This window comes from Paenibacillus sp. MER TA 81-3, from assembly GCF_023713585.1.
Taxonomy (GTDB): Bacteria; Bacillota; Bacilli; order Paenibacillales; family Paenibacillaceae; genus Paenibacillus_B; species Paenibacillus_B profundus.
The window spans coordinates 36,319-60,304 of the sequence record NZ_JAMAWB010000008.1; the positions used below are offsets into that span (position 1 = coordinate 36,319).

At 50.2% G+C, this 23,986-nt stretch carries 18 protein-coding genes; 17 read left to right on the forward strand and 1 reads right to left on the reverse strand.

Annotated elements, in window-relative coordinates; genetic code table 11:
* The first annotated feature begins 152 nt into the window (after positions 1-152).
* The 9 genes from M3650_RS12940 to M3650_RS12980 all read left to right on the forward strand — a co-directional run bounded on the left by M3650_RS12940 (position 153) and on the right by M3650_RS12980 (position 11,049).
* The gene (locus M3650_RS12940) at positions 153-587 is read left to right on the forward strand and encodes a flagellar basal body rod protein (RefSeq protein WP_251575250.1); all 435 of its coding nucleotides are present in this window, start codon (positions 153-155) and stop codon (positions 585-587) included.
* Between the two features lie 134 nt (positions 588-721).
* Positions 722-2,284, forward strand: a complete 1,563-nt coding sequence (locus M3650_RS12945) for a coproporphyrinogen III oxidase (protein ID WP_251575256.1) — start codon at positions 722-724, stop codon at positions 2,282-2,284.
* Between the two features lie 580 nt (positions 2,285-2,864).
* A complete protein-coding gene (gene hisS, locus M3650_RS12950; protein ID WP_251575258.1) occupies positions 2,865-4,115 on the forward strand; it encodes a histidine--tRNA ligase in 1,251 nt (416 codons plus the stop codon).
* A gap of 105 nt (positions 4,116-4,220) precedes the next feature.
* Positions 4,221-6,005 (forward strand): aspartate--tRNA ligase, encoded by a 1,785-nt coding sequence (gene aspS / locus M3650_RS12955; RefSeq protein ID WP_251575625.1) that lies wholly within the window; start codon positions 4,221-4,223, stop codon positions 6,003-6,005.
* 122 nt (positions 6,006-6,127) lie between these two features.
* Positions 6,128-6,874 (forward strand): tRNA threonylcarbamoyladenosine dehydratase, encoded by a 747-nt coding sequence (locus M3650_RS12960; protein ID WP_019423642.1) that lies wholly within the window; start codon positions 6,128-6,130, stop codon positions 6,872-6,874.
* A gap of 11 nt (positions 6,875-6,885) precedes the next feature.
* Positions 6,886-8,196: a replication-associated recombination protein A gene (locus M3650_RS12965; protein ID WP_483311742.1), complete on the forward strand. Its 1,311-nt coding sequence runs from the start codon at positions 6,886-6,888 to the stop codon at positions 8,194-8,196.
* A gap of 133 nt (positions 8,197-8,329) precedes the next feature.
* Positions 8,330-8,875 (forward strand): PCYCGC motif-containing (lipo)protein, encoded by a 546-nt coding sequence (locus tag M3650_RS12970; protein WP_251575260.1) that lies wholly within the window; start codon positions 8,330-8,332, stop codon positions 8,873-8,875.
* Between the two features lie 301 nt (positions 8,876-9,176).
* Entirely contained in the window at positions 9,177-9,488 is a 312-nt protein-coding gene (locus M3650_RS12975; protein ID WP_019423639.1) for an ArsR/SmtB family transcription factor, read from the forward strand.
* Positions 9,489-9,711: 223 nt separating this feature from the next.
* Entirely contained in the window at positions 9,712-11,049 is a 1,338-nt protein-coding gene (locus tag M3650_RS12980) for a hemolysin family protein (RefSeq protein WP_019423638.1), read from the forward strand.
* Positions 11,050-11,865: 816 nt separating this feature from the next.
* Here the strand turns inward: M3650_RS12980 and mnmA are convergent.
* Positions 11,866-12,972, reverse strand: a complete 1,107-nt coding sequence (mnmA, locus tag M3650_RS12985) for a tRNA 2-thiouridine(34) synthase MnmA (RefSeq protein WP_251575262.1) — start codon at positions 12,970-12,972, stop codon at positions 11,866-11,868.
* Between the two features lie 240 nt (positions 12,973-13,212).
* Here mnmA and cymR point away from each other — a divergent pair, with 240 nt between their 5' ends.
* From cymR to M3650_RS13025, 8 genes are all read left to right on the forward strand, one after another.
* Entirely contained in the window at positions 13,213-13,632 is a 420-nt protein-coding gene (gene cymR, locus M3650_RS12990; RefSeq protein WP_019423635.1) for a cysteine metabolism transcriptional regulator CymR, read from the forward strand.
* Between the two features lie 40 nt (positions 13,633-13,672).
* Positions 13,673-14,851, forward strand: coding sequence for a cysteine desulfurase family protein (locus M3650_RS12995; protein ID WP_251575263.1), 1,179 nt, complete (start codon positions 13,673-13,675; stop codon positions 14,849-14,851).
* 138 nt (positions 14,852-14,989) lie between these two features.
* A complete protein-coding gene (locus M3650_RS13000) occupies positions 14,990-15,469 on the forward strand; it encodes a PRC-barrel domain-containing protein (protein WP_251575265.1) in 480 nt (159 codons plus the stop codon).
* A gap of 50 nt (positions 15,470-15,519) precedes the next feature.
* Complete coding sequence (locus M3650_RS13005) at positions 15,520-15,732, forward strand: hypothetical protein (protein WP_026011278.1); 213 nt, start codon at positions 15,520-15,522, stop codon at positions 15,730-15,732.
* 325 nt (positions 15,733-16,057) lie between these two features.
* Complete coding sequence (locus M3650_RS13010; RefSeq protein WP_251575628.1) at positions 16,058-17,923, forward strand: anaerobic ribonucleoside triphosphate reductase; 1,866 nt, start codon at positions 16,058-16,060, stop codon at positions 17,921-17,923.
* Positions 17,924-17,925: 2 nt separating this feature from the next.
* On the forward strand, positions 17,926-18,405 hold the full coding sequence (nrdG, locus tag M3650_RS13015; protein ID WP_483311743.1) for an anaerobic ribonucleoside-triphosphate reductase activating protein: 480 nt from the start codon (positions 17,926-17,928) through the stop codon (positions 18,403-18,405).
* 51 nt (positions 18,406-18,456) lie between these two features.
* Positions 18,457-19,527, forward strand: coding sequence for an AI-2E family transporter (locus M3650_RS13020; protein ID WP_251575268.1), 1,071 nt, complete (start codon positions 18,457-18,459; stop codon positions 19,525-19,527).
* A 451-nt stretch (positions 19,528-19,978) separates the two neighbouring features.
* Positions 19,979-23,290: a SwmB domain-containing protein gene (locus M3650_RS13025; RefSeq protein ID WP_251575271.1), complete on the forward strand. Its 3,312-nt coding sequence runs from the start codon at positions 19,979-19,981 to the stop codon at positions 23,288-23,290.
* Positions 23,291-23,986 lie beyond the last annotated feature (696 nt).

The following is a 23,986-nucleotide window of genomic DNA, read 5'->3' on the forward strand; positions in this document are numbered from 1 at the left end:
CCTATAATGACGCCCGGACGCTCTGTCTTACATGATGGAGGTTCGGGCGTCATTGTTTCACCCCGGCAATCGTCAGGGTATATGGAAAACAAGGAAGCTTCCAGTATGAAATGAAACAGGAAGTAAACAATAGGGAGAATGAGGTGATGCACATGAAACAGATTCAAGCTTACACACGTACAGAAAACGAAGCGGAATCCTTGCGCACCCAACTCGTTACTGTGGATGCGACGAATATTGAAGTTGGCGAGTTAGAGGCGTCAGTTGACGGGAAAGCGCTGCTGTTTGCCCCGATAGCGACCAATAACTTAAATGGCTCGACCTATACAGGCGGCGTGGGCAGCTTCGCCCCGGCTGGCATAATCTTTGCGCGTGACGACGACAACATTGCCGCATCTGCACCGCCGGCGGCGGATTCAATCGGCGAGGAAGCAGATTTCAGCCCTGCGCAGGTGTCGATATCCGAACCGACTGCGGCTCCAGACGATTTACGTTACGTGGTGGCGGCTAAGGTGGAACAATCGCATTATGATGAAGCCGTGCGGCTTATACGCGAAAATGGCGGGTACGTCGAGAAATTGGATTGACGTTGAATACTTTATTTTCCGTCTAAATTATGCTAGGATATCGATAATGCGCTCATGGATATGGGCGCTTTTTTACGCACAGAAAAGGCGGCATTGCTTGCCTTTTTTGCTTGCTTGGGAGGAATCTTGGAACGATGCGCATTACATTAATCGCCAACGAAGCGGCGTTTGAACGCTCGCTTGTCCATATTGTCCAATTGTTTGTCGAACAGCCTGAAGTGACCTATCAGGTAAGCTTAAATCCCGACTCAGTGCCGTCGGACGGGGAGGATGCCGTCATCGGACTGATGCAATGCGGCCCTGAGAGATTGACGCCCGAAGCATTTCCGCGAATGGAAGCGGGACTGGTGCGGGTGAAGGCCACGTTGCGCCTGCTGGGCGAAGGTAAAACGCTGGAAGCCCTCAACGAACGCCCGTTTCCGGCGGATGTGACGTATGAGCAATATCGGAAGCAGGTGAAGAACGCGTTTGCCCATGCGCTGCTGCAGGTACTGACGGAATGGACCGGAATCGAACAGCCGTGGGGCATTCTGACCGGTATCCGTCCGACGAAGCTGATGCACGACGCCCGCCGCAAAGGACTGTCTCAGGATGAGGCGAAGCGTATGCTGAAAGAGGAATATTTGATTACGGACGATAAGATTGGCCGGATGGAACGCATCGTCGCCCGGCAATTGACAGCCCTGCCGGATTTGGATCGTTTGCAGGAGGAGATCAGCATTTATATCGGTATCCCCTTCTGTCCGACCAAATGCGCGTACTGCACGTTCCCGGCCTATGACATTAATGGGCGGCAAGGATCGGTGAATTCGTTCCTAGGAGGTCTTCATTACGAGATGCGGGAAACCGGACGTTTCTTGAAGGAACGCGGTATTCGCATTACGACGATTTATTACGGGGGCGGCACACCGACAAGCATTACGGCGGAAGAAATGGATATGCTCTATGAAGAAATGATGACGTCGTTCCCGGATGTGGACCGCGTGCGTGAGATAACGGTGGAAGCAGGGCGGCCCGATACGATTACGCCGGACAAATTGGCTGTGCTGAACAAGTGGAACATCGACCGGATCAGCATCAATCCGCAGTCTTACATTCAGGAGACGCTCGATATTATCGGCCGACATCACAGCGTAGAAGAAACGGTGGAAAAATATAAGCTGGCTCGGGAGATGGGCATGAGCAACATCAATATGGACCTCATCATCGGCCTGCCGGGAGAAGGAGTTCCTGAGTTCGAGCATACGCTTGCGAAGACGAAGGAGCTGATGCCGGAATCGGTTACCGTCCATACGTTATCGTTCAAGCGGGCGTCGGAGATGACCAAGCACCGGGGCGAAGAGAAATTTAAGGTGGCCGATCGTGCAGAAATTGGCCGTATGATGGAATTGGCTGGGGATTGGACCAGAGAGCACGGCTACGTGCCTTATTATTTATACCGCCAGAAAAATATATTGGGCAACTTGGAAAACGTAGGTTATTGTTTGCCGGGAGCGGAAAGCTTGTATAACATCTTGATTATTGAAGAGATCCAAACGATACTCGGACTCGGCTGCGGGGCGAGCTCGAAGTGGGTGCATCCGAAGACGGGCGCTATAAGCCGCTTTGCCAATCCAAAGGAGCCGAAGGTATATAATGATAACTATGTGGAAGTGACTCGCAAAAAAATCGAGATGATGGCAGAGTTGTTCCAGTAGTCAAAAATAAAACGCTTTATTATTTGTAATCGTTTTGTAATGTTTGTTTCATCTTCCTTTAACATTGACAGCCTATAATAACAGACATGACCCCCTTTTAAAAATATATCTTTTGATAAACCTACATTCGATGTAGGTTTTTTTCTTGACTTTAGCGTGCTGCATCCTTACAATGTTCTTTATATTCCGACAATCGCAATTTGATTTGGATGACCTCATAAATAACGATTTGATGACGGGAACAAGTAGTTCACCCCCACATATACAGAGATAGGTTCCTTGGCTGGAAGAACCTTATATGATGGACGAATGAATGACATCCCCGAGAACCAACGGCGAAACAGACAGCATGTCTTGCGGCAGACTGTCCATTACATGAAGTAGCCGTTCGGCGTGATACGGACGTTACACGTAAATGAAGCGCAGTCAGACGGAGCTTTACATTCGCTTGAGAATGAACCGTCTGTTTTGCGGAATGTGGGTGGCACCACGGGTGAATGGAACACAACCATCTCTCGTCCCTTTGCAAATTGATTTTTGCGGGGCGGGAGATTTTTTATTTATATAGGAGGTTGAAACTATGGCTTATCAGAAACCGACGGGCACGCAGGATTTGCTGCCGGGCACGGTTGAGACGTGGCAGACGATCGAGCGGAAAGCGCGCGACTTGTGTCAACGTTTTAACTATAAAGAAATTCGAACGCCGGTTTTCGAGCAGACTGAACTGTTTGTGCGCGGTGTCGGTGAGACGACCGATATTGTGGAAAAAGAAATGTATACATTCAAGGACAAAGGCGATCGCAGCATGACGCTTCGCCCTGAAAATACAGCGGGTGTCGTTCGCTCCTACGTGGAGAACAAGCTCTATGGCGAACCAGATGTTACGAAGCTGTATTATATGGGGCCGATGTTCCGCTATGAACGCCCGCAGGCAGGCCGTTACCGCCAGTTCCACCAATTCGGGGTGGAAGCATTCGGTTCCGCTGCTCCGAGTCTGGATGCGGAAATTATCGCACTTGGATATCAATTCATGAAGGATGTTGGATTAAGCGGTGTGCGTGTGGAGATTAACTCGATCGGCAATGCGCCGAGCCGGGCGGCTTATCGCCAGCACCTGCTTGATTTCTTGACACCGATGAAAGAGACGCTGTGCAAAGATTGCCAATCCCGAATGGACCGCAATCCGCTTCGCGTGCTGGACTGCAAGGTGGATCAGGAGAAATTCAAGGAAGCGCCATCTATCCTCGACAGCTTGGACGAAGAATGTGCGACACACTTTGCGAAGGTGAAGGAATATTTAACGGCGATGGGCGTTGATTATGAAGTGAATCACCGCCTTGTGCGAGGCCTCGATTATTATACGCACACGGCGTTCGAATATAAGGCGCAGGGCATCGGTGCCATTGACACGGTTGGCGGCGGCGGACGATACAACGGTCTTGTCGCCGATATCGGCGGGCCGGACCAGCCAGGCATTGGCTTCGGAATCGGAATGGAACGGATTGCTCTCTTGCTTGAGAAGCAAGGCGTCGCATGCAACGATGTTCCTCCGCTAGATATCTATCTGGTCGGCCTCGGCGAACAGGCTGAAGATGAGGTAACGAAGCTTCTGTATGGCCTTCGCAAGGCAGGCATTGCGGCGGAGAAGGATTATCAGAGCCGCAAGATGAAGGCGCAGATGAAATCGGCAGACCGGATGCAGGCACGCTATGCCGGAATTCTTGGTGATGACGAGCTCTCCCGCGGTGAAATTGCCGTGAAAGAACTGGCTACCGGAGAGCAGCGTTTCGTCAAGCTGAGTGAACTGGCTGAAGTATTAAAGCAAGGCTAATACGATCAACGACAGATACAATACTTTGCAGCTACCGTCATTCTAGTAACGAACTTCTACATGGCGCAGCCATAACATTATATAGTGAGGAGCGTGCATCACATGATGTACAAGACGCATCATTGCGGAAAAATTACAAAAGCTCAAATTGGAGAAACAGTTACTCTAAACGGTTGGGTGCAGCGCCGACGTGACTTGGGCGGCGTATTATTCATCGACCTGCGCGATCGCAGCGGGATAGTGCAAATCGTCTTTAACCCAGAATTCTCCCATGATGCGCATGACATTGCGGACCGTGCGCGCAATGAATACGTGCTGGCCGTTCGCGGACAAGTGGTCCTGCGTGACGATGAAACGGTTAATCCGAACATGCCTACCGGTGAGGTAGAAGTTCGCGTAACCGAGATCGAAATTTTGAACGGTGCGAAGAACCCGCCGTTCTTTATCGAAGACGGCATCGAAATCGATGAATCGCTTCGCTTGAAGTATCGTTATTTGGACCTGCGCCGTCCAGAAATGCAGAAGACGCTGGCGCTTCGTTCAAAAGCGACGAAGGTGTTCCGTGACTTCTTGGATGAGAATGAGTTCGTAGAGGTTGAGACGCCAATCTTGACGAAGAGCACGCCGGAAGGCGCACGTGATTATCTTGTGCCGAGCCGGGTGCATCCGGGTGAATTCTTCGCCCTGCCGCAATCGCCGCAGCTGTTCAAGCAACTGTTGATGGTGTCCGGGATGGAGCGCTATTATCAAATCGCGCGCTGCTTCCGCGACGAGGATCTGCGTGCGGATCGTCAGCCTGAATTCACTCAGGTCGACATCGAGACGTCTTTCGTCTCTCAAGACCAATTGCACGATATGATGGAGCAACTGATGGTTCGTCTGTTCAAGACGACTATCGGCGTGGACATCCCGACTCCGTTCCAACGCATTACGTATCAAGATGCGATGGAGAAATACGGCTCTGACAAGCCGGACCTTCGTTTCGGTCTCGAGCTTGTTGATGTATGCGACATCGTGGCCAACAGCGGCGTTAAAGTGTTCGGTTCCGTCATTGAGAAGGGCGGCGTCGTGAAGGTCCTGAACGCGAAAGGTTGCGGCACGTGGAGCCGCAAAGATATCGATGACCTCGCACCGTATGCAGCGCGGTACGGAGCAAAAGGGTTAGCTTGGATCCAAGTGAAGGACGGCGAATTCCGCGGACCGATCGTAAAGTTCATGAGTGAAGAGGAAATTGCCGCGCTTCGTGAACGGACCGGCGCTGAAGAAGGGGACTTGCTGCTCTTCTCTGCGGACAACCGCAAGGTCGTATATGACGTGCTTGGCAACCTGCGCCTTCTGATTGGACGCAGACTGAACCTAATCGACGACAGTGTGTATAAATTCGCTTGGGTTGTTGATTTCCCGCTTCTTGGCTATGATGGGGAAGCGAAGCGTTATGTAGCGGAACACCATCCGTTCACCCGTCCGAAGGATGAGGATGTGGAACTGTTCGATACGGATCCGGGACAAATTCGCGCTGAAGCGTATGACCTTGTCCTGAACGGGTACGAAGTCGGCGGCGGATCGATGCGGATTTACAAGCGTGAAGTGCAAGAAAAAATGTTCAACGCGTTGGGACACTCCCCAGAGGAAGCGCAAGAGAAATTCGGCTTCCTATTGAACGCGTTCGAGTACGGCACGCCTCCACACGGCGGGATTGCCTTCGGACTTGACCGGCTCATCATGCTGCTTGCGGGCCGCAACAACTTGCGTGAAACGATCGCGTTTCCGAAGACAGCCAGCGCGGTGGATCTTATGATGGATGCGCCGAATGAAGTGGATTTAGGCCAATTGGAACTGCTGCAAATTAAATCGACATATAAGAAGAAAGAAAAGAAAGAAGAGCAATAAGCCACACAGCTGTTTGACGGCAGCTTGATATGACGCCCCCCGCCCGATTCCTATTGCTGGATCCGGCGGCAAGGGGCGTTCCGACTATGTGCGGCTTATGCGGCAGGAGGAGTAAATAGACGATGTTACATCAATTTTCGCGTACTGAATTAGCGATTGGCCCGGAAGGACTAGAGAAGCTGAAGAATAGCACGGTCGCCGTGCTCGGCATTGGAGGCGTAGGTTCGATTGCCGCAGAAGCGCTGGCCAGAACCGGCGTCGGCCGCATTATTCTAATCGACAAGGATGTTGTCGATATTACGAACCTGAACCGCCAAATTCATGCGCTCACGACGACGGTAGGGCAGAAGAAGGCGGAACTGATGCAAGAGCGGATTAAGCTTATCAATCCGGACTGTGATGCGATTGCGTTAAATATGTTCTATACGGATGAAACGTGCGAGGAACTGTTCAAATACGAACTGGACTATGTCGTCGACGCCTCGGACACGATTTCGTACAAGATTCACCTCATTAAAGAATGCTTGCGGCGCAAGCTCCCGATCATATCCTGTATGGGCGCCGCGAACAAGATGGACCCGACGCGATTCCAGGTGGCTGATATCTCGAAGACGTCGGTCGATCCAATCGCACGCGTCGTCCGCCAGAAGCTGCGGAAAGAAGGCATTAAGAAAGGCGTGAAGGTCGTTTTCTCGACGGAGGAGCCAATGAAGCCGCGCAGCGATGTAACGGAGAAAATTGTACCGGAAACGGCGCCTGACATCCGCAAGGCGAAGCAGCCTCCGGCAAGCAATTCCTTCGTTCCACCGGTTGCCGGACTCATTATGGTAAGTGCCGTCGTGCGTGACCTCCTCAAAACGATAGAATAACGGTGATGAACATGGATTTATTCTCGTATCAGGAAGACCGGGAACCGGGCATGCGGCTGTTAGCCGATCGCTTGCGCCCACGGACGCTCGAACAATATATCGGACAGGAGCATATCGTTGGCCCGGGACGGTTGCTTCGCAGAGCTATTGAGGCGGATCGTATCTCGTCTATCATCCTGTATGGTCCGCCAGGCTGTGGAAAAACGACGCTCGCCAACATTATTTCCGAGCAGACGCAGGGCGAGTTCGTCCGCTTGAATGCGGTAGACGCTTCGGTCAAAGACGTGCGTGCGGTTATCGAGCAAGCGGAAACGAATAAACATATGTACAATACGAAGACGATCTTGTTCCTGGATGAAGTGCATCGCTTCAATCGCTCTCAGCAGGATGCGCTGCTGCCGGCAGTGGAGAAGGGCACAATTATTTTTATCGGAGCGACGACAGAGAATCCGTTCCATCATGTCAACGGCGCGTTGATGAGCCGTTCGACACTGTTCCAGCTGAAGCCGCTCACGAAGGAGCATTCGCTAATCGCGATGAAGCGGGCGCTCTCAGATAAGGAACAGGGGTTAGGGTTCATGCCGATTGAGGCTGATCCGGAGGCGCTTGAACATATCGCCTCCATGGCTAACGGGGATATTCGGCGGGCATTGAATGCGCTGGAGCTCGCCGCTATGACGACGACGCCCGAAGCGGACGGTACAGTCCATATTACGGTTCCGGTGGCGGAAGAATCAGTTCGTCGTCCGACCGTGCAAGCGGATGAGTCGGTACAGTATGACGTGCTGTCCGCCTTTCATAAGAGCATACGCGGGTCGAGCGATGCCGCATTGTTTTGGTTCTTTTACGCCGTAGAGAAGCTCGGAATGGACCCTATGACGTTCATCCGCCGCTTGACGGTAGCGTGCAGCGAGGATATCGGACTGGCCAATCCCCAAGCGATGGTGCAGGCGGTAAGCGCCCTTGAGGCTTACCATCGAATTGGATGGCCGGAATCGAAGTATATTATTTCCCAAGCGATTTTGTTTGCGGTGGAAAGTCCGAAATCGAACTCCATTCCGCTTGCCATTGCCCGTGTTATGCAGGCATTTGATGATATCAAATCCGCGGACGTGCCCCTGCATCTGCGGGACACGCATTATAAAGGAGCGGATAAGCTCGGTCATAAAGGATATCAATATCCACACGAATATCCGGGGCATTATGTGGAGCAGCAGTATTTGCCCGATTCGATTAAAAATCGCGTGTTTTTCATGGCAAGCGAACAGGGGACGGAAGCAAAAATGCGCATCAATCAGGAACGCCGCCGCAATCCGAACTGATGGTCAAGCGGATGCGGGCAATCAGCTTGCTTGCAGCAGCGATAGGTTACGGAGTGACGGGTTTCGTTAGCTGAACGAAGGGGTAATACGGTTCATACATTCAAAATTGCGAGGGATCAGAGGAGGGGATGGGTTGTTCACGAAGATTCAACCTAAACGTAAGCAGCGTAATTTGTATCGTCTCGTGTCCGCAACCGTAATATTGAGTTTGTCGTTAGTTGCTGCTGGCTGCAGCTCAGCCGAAACGGATAGTCAACCGTCTGCTTCACATGCGGAGCAGCATGAACGTCTGCTTCCGAATGGCGATCTGCAGCAAACGACAGCATCCCGGAATGACCTTCCGCCGTTTTTAGATGATAAAAAGGAGGAGATGCGGCTCATTTATACGTTAGCTGCGCAAAACGACGAACTGCTGCAGTATATTCCTTGTTATTGCGGTTGTGGGGAGATTGCGGGACATGAGAGCAATCTGAATTGCTTTGTTGCGCAAATGGAAGACGACGGAGCTGTGCAGTGGGATGATCACGGAACACGCTGTGGCGTCTGCCTTGAAATTGCGGTCGAAGCATCCCAAATGCAGCGCGAAGGCAAATCGATGCGCGATATTCGCCAAGCGATTGATGAGAAATATAAGGAAGGCTACGCAGAACCGACACCCACTCCTCTGCTGACAGTGTAAACATTCACGATTATATGTAGTCTCGCCTACACTCAGCGCCTCCTTCGAGGAATGCTTCCCGACGTAGTTTTCTTGCGAAAACTTGTACTTCTCGTTCTCAGCGCTGAAAAGTGGTCTTTTTGAAGACGCAATTATATGTACTATAGAAACTTGAAATCGTTTCCTAGTGTCGCCATGTTTATTTTGTTTTCCTTTGTCATAACCTACAGGCATTAGCGTGCCGTACATATGTGGATATGTTCATTTCAATTGGACACTGCTGATACTTGGATGAATGAGCTTATTAAAGGAGACGAAGAACATGGATTATTTCCTGGGAAAAGATTTGGATGCAGAGGTGCTTGAACGTGTCTCGCAAACGTTTAAAGCGCTCGGTGACCCAACGCGCATTCGTATTTTAACGCTGCTTGCCCGCGAGGAGTGTGCCGTTAATCAGGTTGCCGATGCGCTGCAGTTATCTCAATCTGCCGTGTCCCACCAATTGAAGACGCTGCGGGCATACCGATTTGTCCGCTATCGCCGCGAGGGACAAAACATTTTATACGTTTGCGACGATGCCTATATCATTGGCTTGCTTGATGAAGCCATCCGATACGCGACTGAACAGCAATAAAAAGTGAGCATCCTGTCTGAATTAGGTGATAGGACGGCGTACAGATAGAATATATATAATGTCAATCAACGCATGGCAGGGAGATGCATATTTTTTTAATATTTCGGCCGTGCGTCGATTTGAATTGTATGTATTTTCTTATATAATATAATTATATGATTTTATTTTTTGACGATGGGGAGGTGCACCTGTCCGCTTCTTATAGAGGAGGATGGGGAATCGATTGGATGATCCGTTACCGATAGGCTGGGGTTTGTTATTTGTCTTGTTTCTTGTGTTTTTAAATGGTTTTTTCGTAGCCGCGGAATTCGCGATGGTGAAGGTGCGCGGCAGCCGGATTGACACGCTGGTGCAGGAAGGAAATGCGAAAGCCAAATTCGCAAGACATGTAACAGACCACCTAGATGCTTATTTGTCGGCATGTCAGCTGGGTATTACGTTAGCTTCACTTGGATTAGGATGGATTGGGGAAAAAACGGTGGCCGAATTATTGCATGACCCGTTGACGGCCTTAGGTGCAGGACCTGCAGTCGTGCATTCTATAGCAACGGTGATTGCGTTTATCATCATTACGGTGCTTCATATCGTATTGGGTGAACTGGCACCTAAGACATTGGCTATCCGCCAAGCGGAAGGAGTTGCGCTGTGGACAGCCGGCCCGCTGCGTTTTTTCTACAAGATTATGTATCCGTTCATCTGGCTGTTAAATGGAACGGCCAATCTGGTGCTGAAGCTGTTCGGTATTGAACCGGCATCTGAGCATGAATCGGCCCATACGGAAGAAGAGATTCGTATTCTCATGAAGGAAAGTCATAAGAGTGGTTTGATCGATAATACAGAACTTACGTTAATGGATAACATTTTTGATTTTACGGAAACGCATGCCCGTGAAATTATGATTCCGCGCACGGACATGGTTTGTTTGTACGCACAGGATTTATTTGAAGATAATAAACGAAAAGCGATTACCGAAATGCATACTCGTTACCCGGTATGTGATAACGATAAGGATAATATTATCGGCTTCGTTCACATTAAAGACTTGGTGAAGGCGCCTGCGGACACACAGGACATTCGTGACATTATTCGGCCGATGATGAGCGTGCCGGAATCGATGTCCATCAGCGCGCTTCTCAAAATGATGCAGAAAAACAAGGTGCAAATCGCGCTGCTTATCGACGAATTCGGCGGTACGGCCGGTTTGGTCACGTTAGAAGATATTATGGAGGAAATCGTCGGGGAAATTCAAGATGAATTCGATGAAGAACGGCCTCAAATTGAAAAAAAGGATGACATGAACTTTTCCATTGATGGACGATTGCTTATCGAAGAAGTGAATGCCTATTTTGACACGGATATCGTGTCCGACGATTACGATACGATTGGTGGATGGATTTACTCCAAGGTGGAGGTTCCGCCCCGCAAAGGACAGCGGATTACGGTGGAACAACAATTGGAATTTATCGTGGAAGAAACCGATCATCTCCGGATTTCCCGACTGCACGTAAGAAGGTTGACTCTGCCCGAGTTAGATTTGAACATAAATACAGCAACTTCATAACATATTACAAGCGAAGCCCTTTCCGGACTACATGCCGGGAAGGGTTTTTTATGCGGGGTTTCCCGATGAGGCTCAGATTGATCGAGGGAGGGGGCGCCAGATCGTTCTTTTATCCATTCTCCCATGATTCAGATCGTGCAGTAACTTCCAGCCCATACCGATACGCTGCTAAGTACTTCTTTCCACTCTCCCTCTTGTTCAGAAGGGCATCTCTTCGTATGGGTGAGGTTAAACTTTGGTATACATGTCTCTTTCATCCAAAAAGTTATAGCCCTCGAATGGGCGAGGTTGCCTTCGGTGTACATGTCCCTAATAACGTTGTATCGGATTTTTCTGAATCAAAGGGTGAGTGAGCAAAAGGGCTTTTTGAAGCATCATTCTTAGGAAAGAGGATACGTACGATTGTTGGAGCACAAACCGGGGACTGAACATCTCAAAAAGCCTGACGGAGGTTTCCTCATTCACTAAAACACGGCCCGCTCTTGTCCCATACAACAAGGAAAGCCCATGAACCGATGCGATCATGCCGCGATTCATGGGCGTAGGTTTGGAGGTTAGTCCGATTATCCATACAGTACTGCGATGTGACCTAGCAACTCAATTAACGGTGGTATGATTTTACCAATGAACTCCAAGATCGCTATGAACATAGTCATATTAATCACTCCCGATACGATAGCCAAGAAACTGTAATGTTCCTTGTACTATATATATCGGCAAGCAGCCTTCTTTTTGTTAGCGCTTTCATAACGAAAATTAAAAAATATTGGTGGAAAAACCACCCAACCCCCTAAAAAGGGAATTGGGTGGGAGTCATTACGCTTCAAGCTTGCGAATGGCATCGATCGTGCCTCCGCCCAAACAAACTTCGCCATCGTAGAAGACGACGGCTTGCCCTGGTGTAACGGCGCGTTGGTGTTCATCGAACGTCACCTCTACTGTTCCGTCGGCGTTCTTCATAAGAGTCACGCCTTGATCTGGCTGACGATAGCGGAACTTAGCCGTACAACGAATCGGTCCTTCAGGCATATCCCCTGAAATCCAGTTCACTTGGGAAGCGAGCAGGCCAGTGGAGTAGAGGCTAGGGTGGTGATCGCCCTGAACGACATATAAGATGTTATGCTGCAAATCCTTTTCCACTACGAACCACGGCTCTCCTGTCCCGGATCCACCGATGCCCAAGCCTTGGCGTTGGCCGAGTGTATAATACATGAGCCCATCATGACGGCCCATTACTTCATTGGTGCGGATATCGACCATCTCACCCGGCTGTGCGGGCAAATATTGGCTGAGGAACTGCTTGAAATTGCGTTCCCCGATAAAGCATACGCCAGTGCTGTCCTTCTTCTTCGCTGTCGCAAGGCCAGCTGCTTCGGCAAGGCGCCGCACCTCAGGCTTCGGCAAATGCCCGATAGGGAACATCGCTTTTGCCAGCTGCTCCTGACTGAGAGCATTCAGGAAATACGTCTGGTCCTTGTTGCTGTCAATCCCGCGCAGCAGTGTATGACCGCTGTCTTCGTGCACGACGCGGGCATAATGTCCGGTAGCCAAATAATCAGCTCCCAGATCGAGCGCCTTCTGCAGAAATTCGCCGAATTTGATTTCGCGGTTACACATGACGTCTGGATTAGGCGTACGCCCGCGGCGATATTCATCGAGAAAGTAAGAGAATACCTTATCGAAATATTGCTCCTCGAAGTTAACCGTATAATAAGGAATGCCGATTTGTTCACACACGCGGCGTACGTCTTCCGCATCTTCCTCGGCAGTACAGTGCCCAAATTCATCTGTGTCATCCCAGTTTTTCATGAAAATACCGATAACATCATACCCCTGCTGCTTTAAGAGCAGTGCGGTTACTGACGAATCGACGCCGCCTGACATCCCGACGACGACGCGTGTTTGTGCATTGGATTTTGTCATATTATCACCGTCTTTGCTGCGATCTGTTGAATGATGGATCTAGGATTCACTATTCATGTTCTATTGTAACATATGGCGCTTTTATATCGAAAATAAGGTTGCTTGTCAAGAGATTGACATCATTTTATGAATACGCAGGCAGATTATTGACTATAACGAGGATAGTTATGATACGATATACGGGTGCCTTAATCGGAATACATTGAATTGATACAATAATGAATAAACGAGGTGTACAATATGAAAATATCTACGAAAGGCCGTTACGGATTGACGATTATGATGGAGCTCGCGAAGAGCACTGGCGAAGGTCCGACTTCTTTGAAGAGTATAGCGGAGAAAAATCAACTATCGGAGCATTACTTGGAGCAGCTGATCGCGCCACTTCGCAATGCAGGACTCGTGAAGAGCATTCGCGGCGCATACGGTGGTTATATTTTATCGCGCAATGCGGAGCAGGTTACGGCTGGAGAAGTGATTCGCGTGCTGGAAGGTCCGATTTCACCAGTCGACTTCACGGAAGAAGACGATCCTGCTAAGCGTGATTTATGGTTGCGCATAAGGGATAGCATTGCTCAAGTGCTTGATTCGACAACGCTCGCCGATTTAATTACCTATAAAGAAGAAGGCAGTCAAGATAGTTATATGTTTTATATTTAGAGGTTAGGTTACGCATATTTAGTAGTTGGGGGAAGATGCGATGGAACGCATATATTTTGATCATGCTGCAACTACGCCGCTTCATCCGGACGTGCAAGCAGTAATGGCGGCAAGTATGCATGACGTATTCGGGAACGCATCAAGTGTTCATGCATACGGGCGTGAGGCAAAATCTGCTGTCAATCAAGCACGCGATCGCATGGCGGCACGGCTTGGCTGCCGTCCTCAGGAGCTGGTATTTACGAGCGGAGGCACGGAAAGTGATAATGCGGCATTGTTCGGGGCCGCCTGGGCGGCATGGCTGCAATCCGGGCAGTCGCCGCACCAGCACACCACGAAGCCTCATATTGTGACGACTCAAGTCGAACATCATGCTGTTCTCCATGCCTGTGAACGATTGGAGGCTCTTGGCTTTGAAGTGACTTATGTGGCGCCTGATGAGACAGGCTTCGTTAGCGCGGACAAGATTGAATCCGCTTTACGGCCGAATACGTGCCTTGTCAGTGTCATGTACGGCAATAATGAGGTGGGCACGCTGCAGCCTATACGGGAAATTGGCGGAATCGTGCGTGCACACGGTATTCTAATGCATACAGATGCCGTACAAGCTCTAGGCATGATACCGATCCAGTTGAATGAACTGCCTGTAGACTTTGCAAGCTTCTCCGCCCATAAGGTGAATGGTCCGAAGGGTGTCGGCGCGCTGTACATTCGTACAGGCGCCGTTTGGGATCCGTTTCTTTTCGGGGGCAACCAAGAACGCAAACGCAGAGCGGGCACGGAAAATATTGCGGGAATTGCCGGCTTTGCCGAAGCGGTGGAGCGGGCGGTCAGTTCGTTAGATGAGAAGATTCAGCAACTGAACAGCATCCGGGAAGCGCTGTGGACAGGGTTGAAGGATACTTTGGGAGATCGCGTGGTGTGGAACGGTCATTCTTCCTTGCAGCTGCCCCATATTTTGAATGTGAGCATACTCGACGTTCCTACCGAAACGATGCTGATGAATTTAGATATTGCAGGCATCATGGCAGCAAGCGGCTCGGCCTGCACATCGGGATCATTGGAAGTGTCCCATGTGCTGGAAGCAATGAATTTACCGGAAGAACGCAAGCGCACGGCTGTACGTTTCAGCTTCGGATTGGGCAATACTAGGGAAGAGGCAGCTTTCGTCGCTCAACAAATTGCAACCATCGTTTCACGTGTTCGTACTAGAAAGTAAGGGCAATTCCACGGCGTGAAAGGAGGGGCAGCATAGATACGGCGGTAAGCGAGTTCTCGTACTTCTTGGACAAGCATCAGGCGAAGTCGCGGATGTGTGCAAGAAAGTGATTATGCCGTAAGCTGAGGAGGCCCCGACATGAAGTTGTTGGAATTGATAGGTCTGCCTGTATATGAAATTGAAACAGGAAAGCAAGTATCTAAAGTGAAGGATTTCCGTATCACGGAGCAATGGTGTATTACACATATAGAGCTTGAAGGAAGTGGCCGCAAAGCAAACGTCATATCTGTCGTAAGATGGGAGGACGTAACGGCTTGTGGCGAAGATGCCATCATGATAGCGAACGATAAAGCCATCCGGCAGACGGAGGCTATCCATATAGAACGATCGTTTCTTACGGGAAAGACGGCAATGAGAGATTTGCCTGTCGTAACAACGGAAGGATCACAATTGGGATGGGTCGCCGATGTTTATTTTCAGCCAAATATGGGTAACCATATAACAGGTCTGGAAATATCAGACGGTTTGCTTTCTGACCTTTTGGAAGGGAGACGGCAGATAGATGGGATGAGCGGCTTGAAGTGGGGCGCTGATGTTATCGTCGTTGAAGAAAGCTGAAATAGCATTTAGTACGAACAAATTAGTCAATGGACGGAATGGTGAGAATGATGCGCTGCCCGAATTGCAATTCCAAAGATATCGGGAAAATTGGCTCCCACCAATTTTATTGCTGGGGATGTTTTATAGAGCTGACGGTAAACGGCGACAAAATGTCTGTATTTCAAGTGGAAGAAGACGGTACATTAAGCTCGTTGGACGATTTATTTTTCGGTGATGATTTTGTGACACCTCCTTATCCGGAAGCGCATGCTTCATCCTAGAGGATGCGAACAGGAACGGTTCAAAATAATGCCTAAGCGCTCGAACTCGGTCGTTGACACGGGAACGGGCGCTTTTTGTGTTGACTATGACAAAGCGCATATTGTGTTTATAATGATTGAGGCATAATACATATTGTGTTTGAAAACATAAAAATACACTACATATAGTGATTTGCCTGGAATATAGCAATGGAAGGACTGGACGAAGATGACGATGATACCGGTGAAACGCCGCAACACGGCTTGGGAAATGCACAAAAATCAAGAAGGAACCGCTGTGGCGGCAGGTTGGGACAGTCAGCTTCCCCGAACAAGTGAAATGAAGATGAACACATCTCTAGATATAGCATCCGCTTCGGATAAGCTGACTTGCTCGCTGCATGAAATTATCGACGGCGGCAACAAGGATTTAATGCAGGAAAACGCGAACGTGGACGGTCGCTCCCCAATGGGCATGATGGGGAAGATGGCAAGTGAAAGCGCTCGTTGGTACGCGGTGGAGCGCTTGCTATCACCAGACGTGAGACAAGCGATGGACCATAATTTGTTGTACCCGCACGATTTGGACTTCTATGCTTCCGGTACGACGACCTGTTGCCAAATTCCGCTCGGCAAGCTGCTTCGACTCGGGTTCAATACCGGCCATGGTCATATGCGCGAGCCGCAGGATATTAAGAGCGCACTGGCACTAGCTTCCATCATTCTGCAAGCGAACCAGAATCAGCAGCATGGCGGGCAAGCCTATCCGATGTTTGACTATGATCTTGCTCCATATGTGCGCAAGACGTATGAGCGTCATATGCGTTACATAGCAACCCTGCCGCTTGATCCAAGCTTCGACACGGAAGCGGAAGCATGGCGTCTTGCGGAACGAGACGTATACCAAGCATGTGAAGCATTCATTCATAATGCGAACTCGATGCATTCGCGCGGAGGCGGCCAAGTTCCATTTATCTCGATTAACTATGGGACGGATACCTCTGTCGAAGGGCGCATGCTGATGAAGCAGCTGCTGCTCGCGACGCAGGCAGGACTCGGCAAAGGAGAGACGCCGATTTTCCCCATTCAAATTTTCAAGGTGAAAACAGGTGTCAACTTCGAACCTGAGGACCCGAATTATGATATATATTTGCTCGCGTTGGAGACGACGGCACAGCGTCTTTTCCCGAACTTTGCGTTTTTGGATGCGACCTTCAACGCGCAATATTACGACGGGACGGCGGAGAGTGAAGCGTGCTACATGGGGTGCCGCACGCGCGTAATGGGCAATGTTAACGGAAAAGAGACAGCGCTCGGGAGAGGGAATTTGTCGTTTACCTCGCTTAATCTTGTGCGGCTTGCCCTATTGTCCGCCAATGTGTCCGATTTCTTCCAGCGGCTCGACGAGTTATTGTCGCTATCGGTGAAGCAATTGCTGGAGCGCTATGAGTATCAGGCCAAGAAGCAGGTTCAGGATTTCGCGTTTCTGATGAAGCAGGGTGTATGGCGGGGCAGCGAAGCGCTTCGTGCGGAAGAGGAGCTGCGCGAGGTATTGAAGGAAGGGACTCTCAGCGTCGGCTTTATCGGGCTCGCGGAGGCGCTTGTCGCCTTAACCGGAGAGCACCATGGCCAATCGGAAGCAGCATGGAAGCTCGGCCTCCGCATCGTCTCTCACATGCGCAAGCGGATGGACGAGGCGACCGATGCTACTGGCATGAACATGACGCTCATCGCTACGCCAGCGGAAGGCTTGTCTGGAAAGTTTACGCATAAGGATCGGGCTGAATTCGGCTGCAGGGAAGGAATTACGGATCGAAGTTATTACACGAATTCCTTTCATGTGCCTGTGTACTATGACGTCAAGGCATATGACAAAATTGTGATTGAGGGGCCGTTCCATGAGCTATGCAATGCCGGACATATTACGTATGTAGAGCTGGACGGAAGTGCCAAAGCCAACACGCGAGCGCTCAATCAGCTCATTCGCGCCATGGCCGCGAACGGAATCGGCTATGGCTCCATCAACCACCCTGTGGACCGCTGTCGGGCATGCGGTCATCACGATACGATAGAAGAGGACTGTCCGGTATGCGGCAGTCCCAGCGATCAGATTGAACGCATCCGCCGCATTACGGGCTACTTGGTCGGAGATATGAATAAATGGAACTCGGCGAAGCGTTCCGAAGAATCGGAGCGGGTGAAGCACGGATGAGCTTGCAGGTGCTTTCGATCCTTCATGACAGCGTCGTTGATGGCGAAGGGCTGCGAACGGTCGTCTTCTTCAGCGGATGTCCGCATCAATGCCCTGGCTGTCACAATCCTGAATCGTGGAATATTAGGAACGGTACGAAGATGACTGTGGACGAGGTCGCAGTGGAAATTTTGTCCAATCCGCTGACCGATGTCACTTTGTCTGGAGGAGAGCCGTTCATGCAGGCCAAGGAAGTGAAGCAGCTTGCGCGCAAGCTGAAGGAGGCCGGCCGCCATATTTGGTCGTACACCGGTTATACTGTGGAGCATCTATTGCAGCGAGGTACGGCAGATCAGCGCGAGCTTCTGCAATATGTCGATGTGCTCGTGGACGGTCCGTTTCTAATGGAGCGGCGCCGTCCCGGCCTTCGTTTCTGCGGGAGCGACAACCAGCGCATTTGGCGAATGATTTGCGGTCAACCTGACGGGTTAATTTTTCCTTGAGTTACATATACTCTACTGTATGATGCTCGTCCGAACGGAGTGTGGAATGCAGTGGAACGTTTTTGGAAAAATCGGTTGTTCGTATACGGAGTCTATATTCTGCTTGGTCTTATTATTGTATATATTCTACTCTTGTTGAAGCCGCTGATCGGGCATGTGTACGGGTTTATGAAGGCCGTGCTGGCTCCGTTCTTCATTGCGATGATTATCGCATATGTGCTTAATCCCGTCGTGACACTGTTGAACGAGCGCAAGGTGCCCCGCACGATGGCGGTGCTGCTCATCTACGTCGTATTCATCGCCTCGCTTACCGTCATTCTCATCAATATGATTCCGATGCTGATGAAGCAGCTCGAGGAACTTAACAATCAAATGCCGCATCTCAATGCGAAGGCGGAGAAGCTGATGGACGGCTTGAGTCAGTCGTCTATCATGCCGCCTTCCGTACGTTCTGGGCTGAACGATTGGTTGTATGCGTTCGAGGAACGGCTCGGCAAAGGAATTTCTAACTTTATGGACAATATCGGCGCCACCATTAATATGCTGTTTATTGCCTTAATAGTGCCGTTTTTGATTTTTTACATATTGAAGGATTTCGATGTCTTCGAACGGACGATTATCGCCTATGTGCCGAAGTCGCACCGCAAACATATGGTTATGATGCTTAAAGAAATCGATACGGCGCTTGGCAACTACATTCGCGGCCAATTCCTCGTCTGTGTCATTATTGGTGTGTTGGCGTATATCGGTTATATGATTGTCGGTATGCCCTACGCGCTGCTGTTAGCGTTATGTGTGGCGATTTTTAACATCATCCCATACTTGGGGCCATACTTCGGCGCAGCACCGGCGCTGATCGTTGCTTCTACGATATCGCTCAAGATGCTCATTTTTGTAGCGGTAGTCAATACCATTTGCCAAATTCTTGAGGGCAATATCATTTCGCCACAGGTGGTGGGACGGACGCTGCACATGCATCCGCTCGTCATTATATTCGCGCTGTTGGTAGGCGGCGAATTGGCTGGAGTCGTCGGCTTAATATTGGCGGTTCCGTTCTTTGCGGCGCTGAAAGTGGTGCTCAGTCACGTGTTCACCTATTACATTTGGCGCAAGACGCCTTGACGCCTTGAGGTGCGGAATAAGTGGAGGCCTGTTGACGGGCTTCTATTTTTTTTTGAAAAAAAGCAGGGCTGAAGTCTTGACCGTATCCCCCTTGTCTCCATTTCGCTCAACGTATATCGTACATTTTGAATCATGTAAGCTCTAATTATATTGGATAATTGGAGTTTTTTATTTTTCCATATAAGATTGATCACAGTCACAATAACTACATTCACCGTCGAACGGACTTACGAATAGGCTCATATAAGTCAGCCTAATGAGTACTCGGGACTATCCGACTTTTTACCTCCTTCCAAAGTTGTATTTTCTGGTAATTTCAAAAATAGGTACAACAAAACATGCTTTAGTCGCGTTTAAAAATGTGGATGCGGCGTTACATGATATTGTGTGCTGCATGTTTTGTTTCTGGAAAAAGACGCAGGTCAATAGACCAAAGGAGGAGAGTTCTAGCGTGAAAAGAACACTCGCGATACTACTCACCGTTGCAATGGCGATGGAACTTTCAATGAGTACCGCATTTGCCTTGTCTCCCGACGAGGTGAAGCAGACGAATAAAGCCTGGCATAACGTAAAGGTGGAGGCAACCTATCCTCGTTCCGGTACGAATGATGTGGATGTGCAATCGGAGCTGAGCATACAGTTTCAAGAACAGGTTGAAATAGGTACGGGAAATGTAACTATTAAGACGATGAACGGGGAAGTGGTGGAAGCCATTTCCGTCCAAAGCGATCAAGTAAAGCTTGACGATGCGAAGAGGACAGCGACGATTAAGCCTTCCAAATCACTTCATTATCGGACGAAATATATCGTACAGGTCGATTACGGTACGTTCAAGGTCGAGAACGGCGAGTTCCTGGGCATTTATGACCCTGTTGCGTGGACGTTCGCCACAAAGGCGGAGCAAGGATTGCCAGTCCTGTCGAAGCTGTCTCCAGCACAAGAACAGCGAGATGTCCGTGTGGATGCAAATCTTGAGCTTACGTTCAACGAGAATGTCTGGAAAAAAGACGGCAGCGTCATTATAAAAACGGCAAAGGATGGCAAGGTGGCCGAAGCGCTGCCAATGTCGTCAGGCCGTATTGCAGGTGACGGGACGAAGACGATTTCGATTGACCCTGTGCAAGATTTAAGGGGCAATACGGACTACGTCGTGGAAATATCAGCCGGGGCGCTTAAAAATGAAAGCAGCAAGGACTATGCTGGCTTGAAGGATTGGCGTTTCTCTACAGGCAAGCAGGACGTAACTGCACCGGTATTGAAGTCTGCGGGTCTGACCGCCTCCGATACGATTCGGTTGACTTACGACGAGTCGCTGGATAAGGCGTCCGTTCCGTCTGCGTCCAGATTTACGGTGACGGTTAATGGCGATGCGCGCCGGGTGAAGAGTGTAGCGGTAAGCGGCGAACACGTCGACGTGAAGCTGCAAAGCGGCATTGCCTATGGTCAGGAGGTGCGCCTGTCTTATAGTCCGGGCTCGGATCGCAAGCCGATTCGGGACACGAGCGGAAATGCGGCGGCTTCGATAGACCGTTGGACAGTAGCCAATACAGTGGACAATACGCTGCCGAGCGTTCGTAACGTAACGGCTCAAGGCAATAAGGTGGAGCTCGAATTTACGAAAGAGCTGGATGCCGTATCTTCCAAGGCGGATGGCCAGTTCACGGTGTGGGCAGACGGTAAAGAACGAAGAATTAGCCGTATCTCCCACAATGGATCCAAGGTGACATTGAGCATTATTCATCTCATTACGAACGGTGAAGTCGTAAAGGTAAGCTATAAACCAGACAAATACCCGTTAAAGGACCGAGGCGGCAATCAGGTGCAGGCCTTCTCGGACTTATATGCACGCAATTTGTCAGACACGAAAGCGCCTGTGTTGAGGACGGCAGAGGTGAACGGAAGCACTTTGAAGCTTATCTATGATGAAGCCTTGAAGGCGGATCAGGTTCCGCTTCGCAGCCATTATTCGGTGCTCGTGAACCGATCGGCGCGTTATGTCAGCGCAGTGAATATCAAAAGCAATGTCGTTGAGCTTACCTTGGATTCAAGTGTCGGTGACAACGACGAAGTGACGGTGTCCTACGCGCCGGGCGAGCCGCGCTTGGCCGATTTGGCGGGCAATCCGGCTGCGAGCTTTACGTTAGTGCGGGTGGATAACAAGTCAGACAATCAGGCGCCGACATTGAGATCGGCCATTATTAAAGGCGCGACGATGACGCTCACGTTCTCGGAGAAATTAAGAGAAACGCCAACGCCGACACTGTCGCAGTTCTACGTGCAGGCTGACAATAGCAACCAGAAGGTGAAAAGCGCGTCCATCAAAGGCGATCAAATTACGTTGACGCTCACCGATGCGGTCAGCACGTATTCTAACGTGACGCTTGCATACTTGCCAGGCGCCAACCCAGTTAAAGATCGGAGCGGCAATGCGCTGCAAGCTTTCTCAAACGCGGCGGTGTCAAATCAGACGGACGGATCGATGACGAGACCCGATGATATTCAACCAGCGGCATATGAGTGGTTTTTGGATAACGGCTGGTACTTGCTTGCGAGCTCCGCGGCAGAAACGAAATCGGAGCGTTCGCGCTTCGGTGAAACGGTGAAGCGGTATACGTTACCGTCAAGTAAATTGAAATCATCCTTTGACTATGTTATTAAGAACGGAACGCGCAATCATCTCGCGTTCGATGTGCCGGCGTCTGAACGTGCCGCCATGGTAGCGGTGCCGCTGCAAACGTTGAAAGAGGTGTACAATCAGGTCAATGATGCTGTCTTTTCCGTGAGATACGGAGACGTGCTCTATTCCGTGCCGCTGAAAGAGTTGAACTTCCGTGATCTGGAGCGGGAATGGGGCAACAGCACGGCTTATCTGCTCCTGCAAGTTGAGAAGCAGCCAAGCTCATCGGCGGATGCCATGCTGCGCGACCTCAATTCGACAGGGGCGAACGTGCGTGTGCAGCCGCTAGATTTCTATGCTTCCACCTTTGCCGGTTCTGCGAGCCCGAAAGCACTTGCTGCAAAGCTAGAAAGTAAAGTGCGCACGACCGGATATGTTCAACGCCACAACGCGTCTGCGGTACGTTACGATTCCGTACTGAATAAGGTGGGTTACGTGCCGACAGTTGTGAAACAGAACAGCTCGATTACCGTCTTCTCTTCCACATTCAAGGGCAATCAAGCGGTGGCCATGATGGACCGCAGCAAAGACTTCATCGATGCAGCGAATCATTGGGGGCGTGAAGCGATACGCGAACTGGCATCCAAATATATTATTGAAGGTGTCAGCTCCACCTCGTTCGCGCCGAATGCGAACATTACGCGCGGTCAATTCGCCATTTTACTTGCTCGTTCGCTCGGACTGCAGGCCAACTCAGGGGCGGCTGCGGTGTATCGTGATGTTAGCTCGAACAGTATGATGGCGCCTTATATCGGAGCGGCGACGGAAGCCGGTATTATCGGAGGCTTCGAGGATCGCACGTTCCGTCCGAATGAGTCAATCAACCGCGAGCAAATGGCGGTTATGCTCGTCCGTGCGATGGAATATACAGGTCATACCGTATCGTATGAACCGGCATCGCTGAACAAATTCAAGGATCGCAACAACATCGGCGGATATGCCCAGCAAGGTGTTGCGAAGGCGATTTCGACCGGCATTGTACAGGGGATGACCGTGAATACATTTGAGCCGAAGGGTACAGCAACTCGCGCCCAAGCGGCGGTCATGCTGAAGCGGATGCTGGAGCAGATTGAATATTTGGGATAGGTCGCATTAAAAAGGCCATTCGGAAGGAAGCGCCTCTTCGTTGACGAAGAGGCGCTTTGCCGTATAGTCACTGGGCAATTTGTCTGATCTTGTTTGCTTCATCCATTGGATTTCGTACAGTGAAGATTGCTCGTAATTCTCTTTACGGTTGGTTCCATTGGAGATTGTCCAATAGTTTGAGGCTCATTCAGCAGCAAACGCCGAAAAGCATCCGGATCCGCTGGATATAATACAGTCCACATGCTGTGTATCCGCCGAGTCCGTACATTTGACTGTATATTTTCCAATGGTCTTGCTTCGAACTCGACTTGCCACGAGCTTCAGGATTGACAAGCGTTCGACATTTATTTATACTCTTGGATAAATATCTATTGCAAAACGAAGATGAAACCGAGTAAGCTGCAGTCCTTGGACCAGAGAGAAGATTCCGCGCGATTTCCGTCGCCAGGCTGGAAGAATCTTCACCATGAAGAGCGGCTGAAGGCTAGTTTCTGAGTGTGAATGAACTTCACCGGGGCGTTCCCGTTATCAACGACGAGGCGATCGCAGACGCGGCACGACAGGTTGAACTGCTCCTATGATAGGGGGAGACAGCTATGTGCGCTGCATAAGCGATAACCAGGGTGGTACCGCGATACTTACAATCGTCCCTGTTTTACAGGAGGCGATTTTTTTATTTTCAGAACAAAAACAGTA

What these genes read in the sequence shown, in the direction of transcription:
- M3650_RS12945 (WP_251575256.1), top strand. Translation starts at nt 722, where the DNA reads ATGCGCATTACATTAATCGCCAACGAAGCGGCGTTTGAACGCTCGCTT.
- M3650_RS12960 (WP_019423642.1), top strand. Translation starts at nt 6,128, where the DNA reads ATGTTACATCAATTTTCGCGTACTGAATTAGCGATTGGCCCGGAAGGA.
- cymR (WP_019423635.1), top strand. Translation starts at nt 13,213, where the DNA reads ATGAAAATATCTACGAAAGGCCGTTACGGATTGACGATTATGATGGAG.
- M3650_RS12995 (WP_251575263.1), top strand. Translation starts at nt 13,673, where the DNA reads ATGGAACGCATATATTTTGATCATGCTGCAACTACGCCGCTTCATCCG.
- aspS (WP_251575625.1), top strand. Translation starts at nt 4,221, where the DNA reads ATGTACAAGACGCATCATTGCGGAAAAATTACAAAAGCTCAAATTGGA.
- M3650_RS12965 (WP_483311742.1), top strand. Translation starts at nt 6,886, where the DNA reads ATGGATTTATTCTCGTATCAGGAAGACCGGGAACCGGGCATGCGGCTG.
- hisS (WP_251575258.1), top strand. Translation starts at nt 2,865, where the DNA reads ATGGCTTATCAGAAACCGACGGGCACGCAGGATTTGCTGCCGGGCACG.
- mnmA (WP_251575262.1), bottom strand. Translation starts at nt 12,972, where the DNA reads ATGACAAAATCCAATGCACAAACACGCGTCGTCGTCGGGATGTCAGGC.
- M3650_RS13010 (WP_251575628.1), top strand. Translation starts at nt 16,058, where the DNA reads ATGAACACATCTCTAGATATAGCATCCGCTTCGGATAAGCTGACTTGC.
- M3650_RS12975 (WP_019423639.1), top strand. Translation starts at nt 9,177, where the DNA reads ATGGATTATTTCCTGGGAAAAGATTTGGATGCAGAGGTGCTTGAACGT.
- M3650_RS13005 (WP_026011278.1), top strand. Translation starts at nt 15,520, where the DNA reads ATGCGCTGCCCGAATTGCAATTCCAAAGATATCGGGAAAATTGGCTCC.
- M3650_RS12940 (WP_251575250.1), top strand. Translation starts at nt 153, where the DNA reads ATGAAACAGATTCAAGCTTACACACGTACAGAAAACGAAGCGGAATCC.
- M3650_RS13000 (WP_251575265.1), top strand. Translation starts at nt 14,990, where the DNA reads ATGAAGTTGTTGGAATTGATAGGTCTGCCTGTATATGAAATTGAAACA.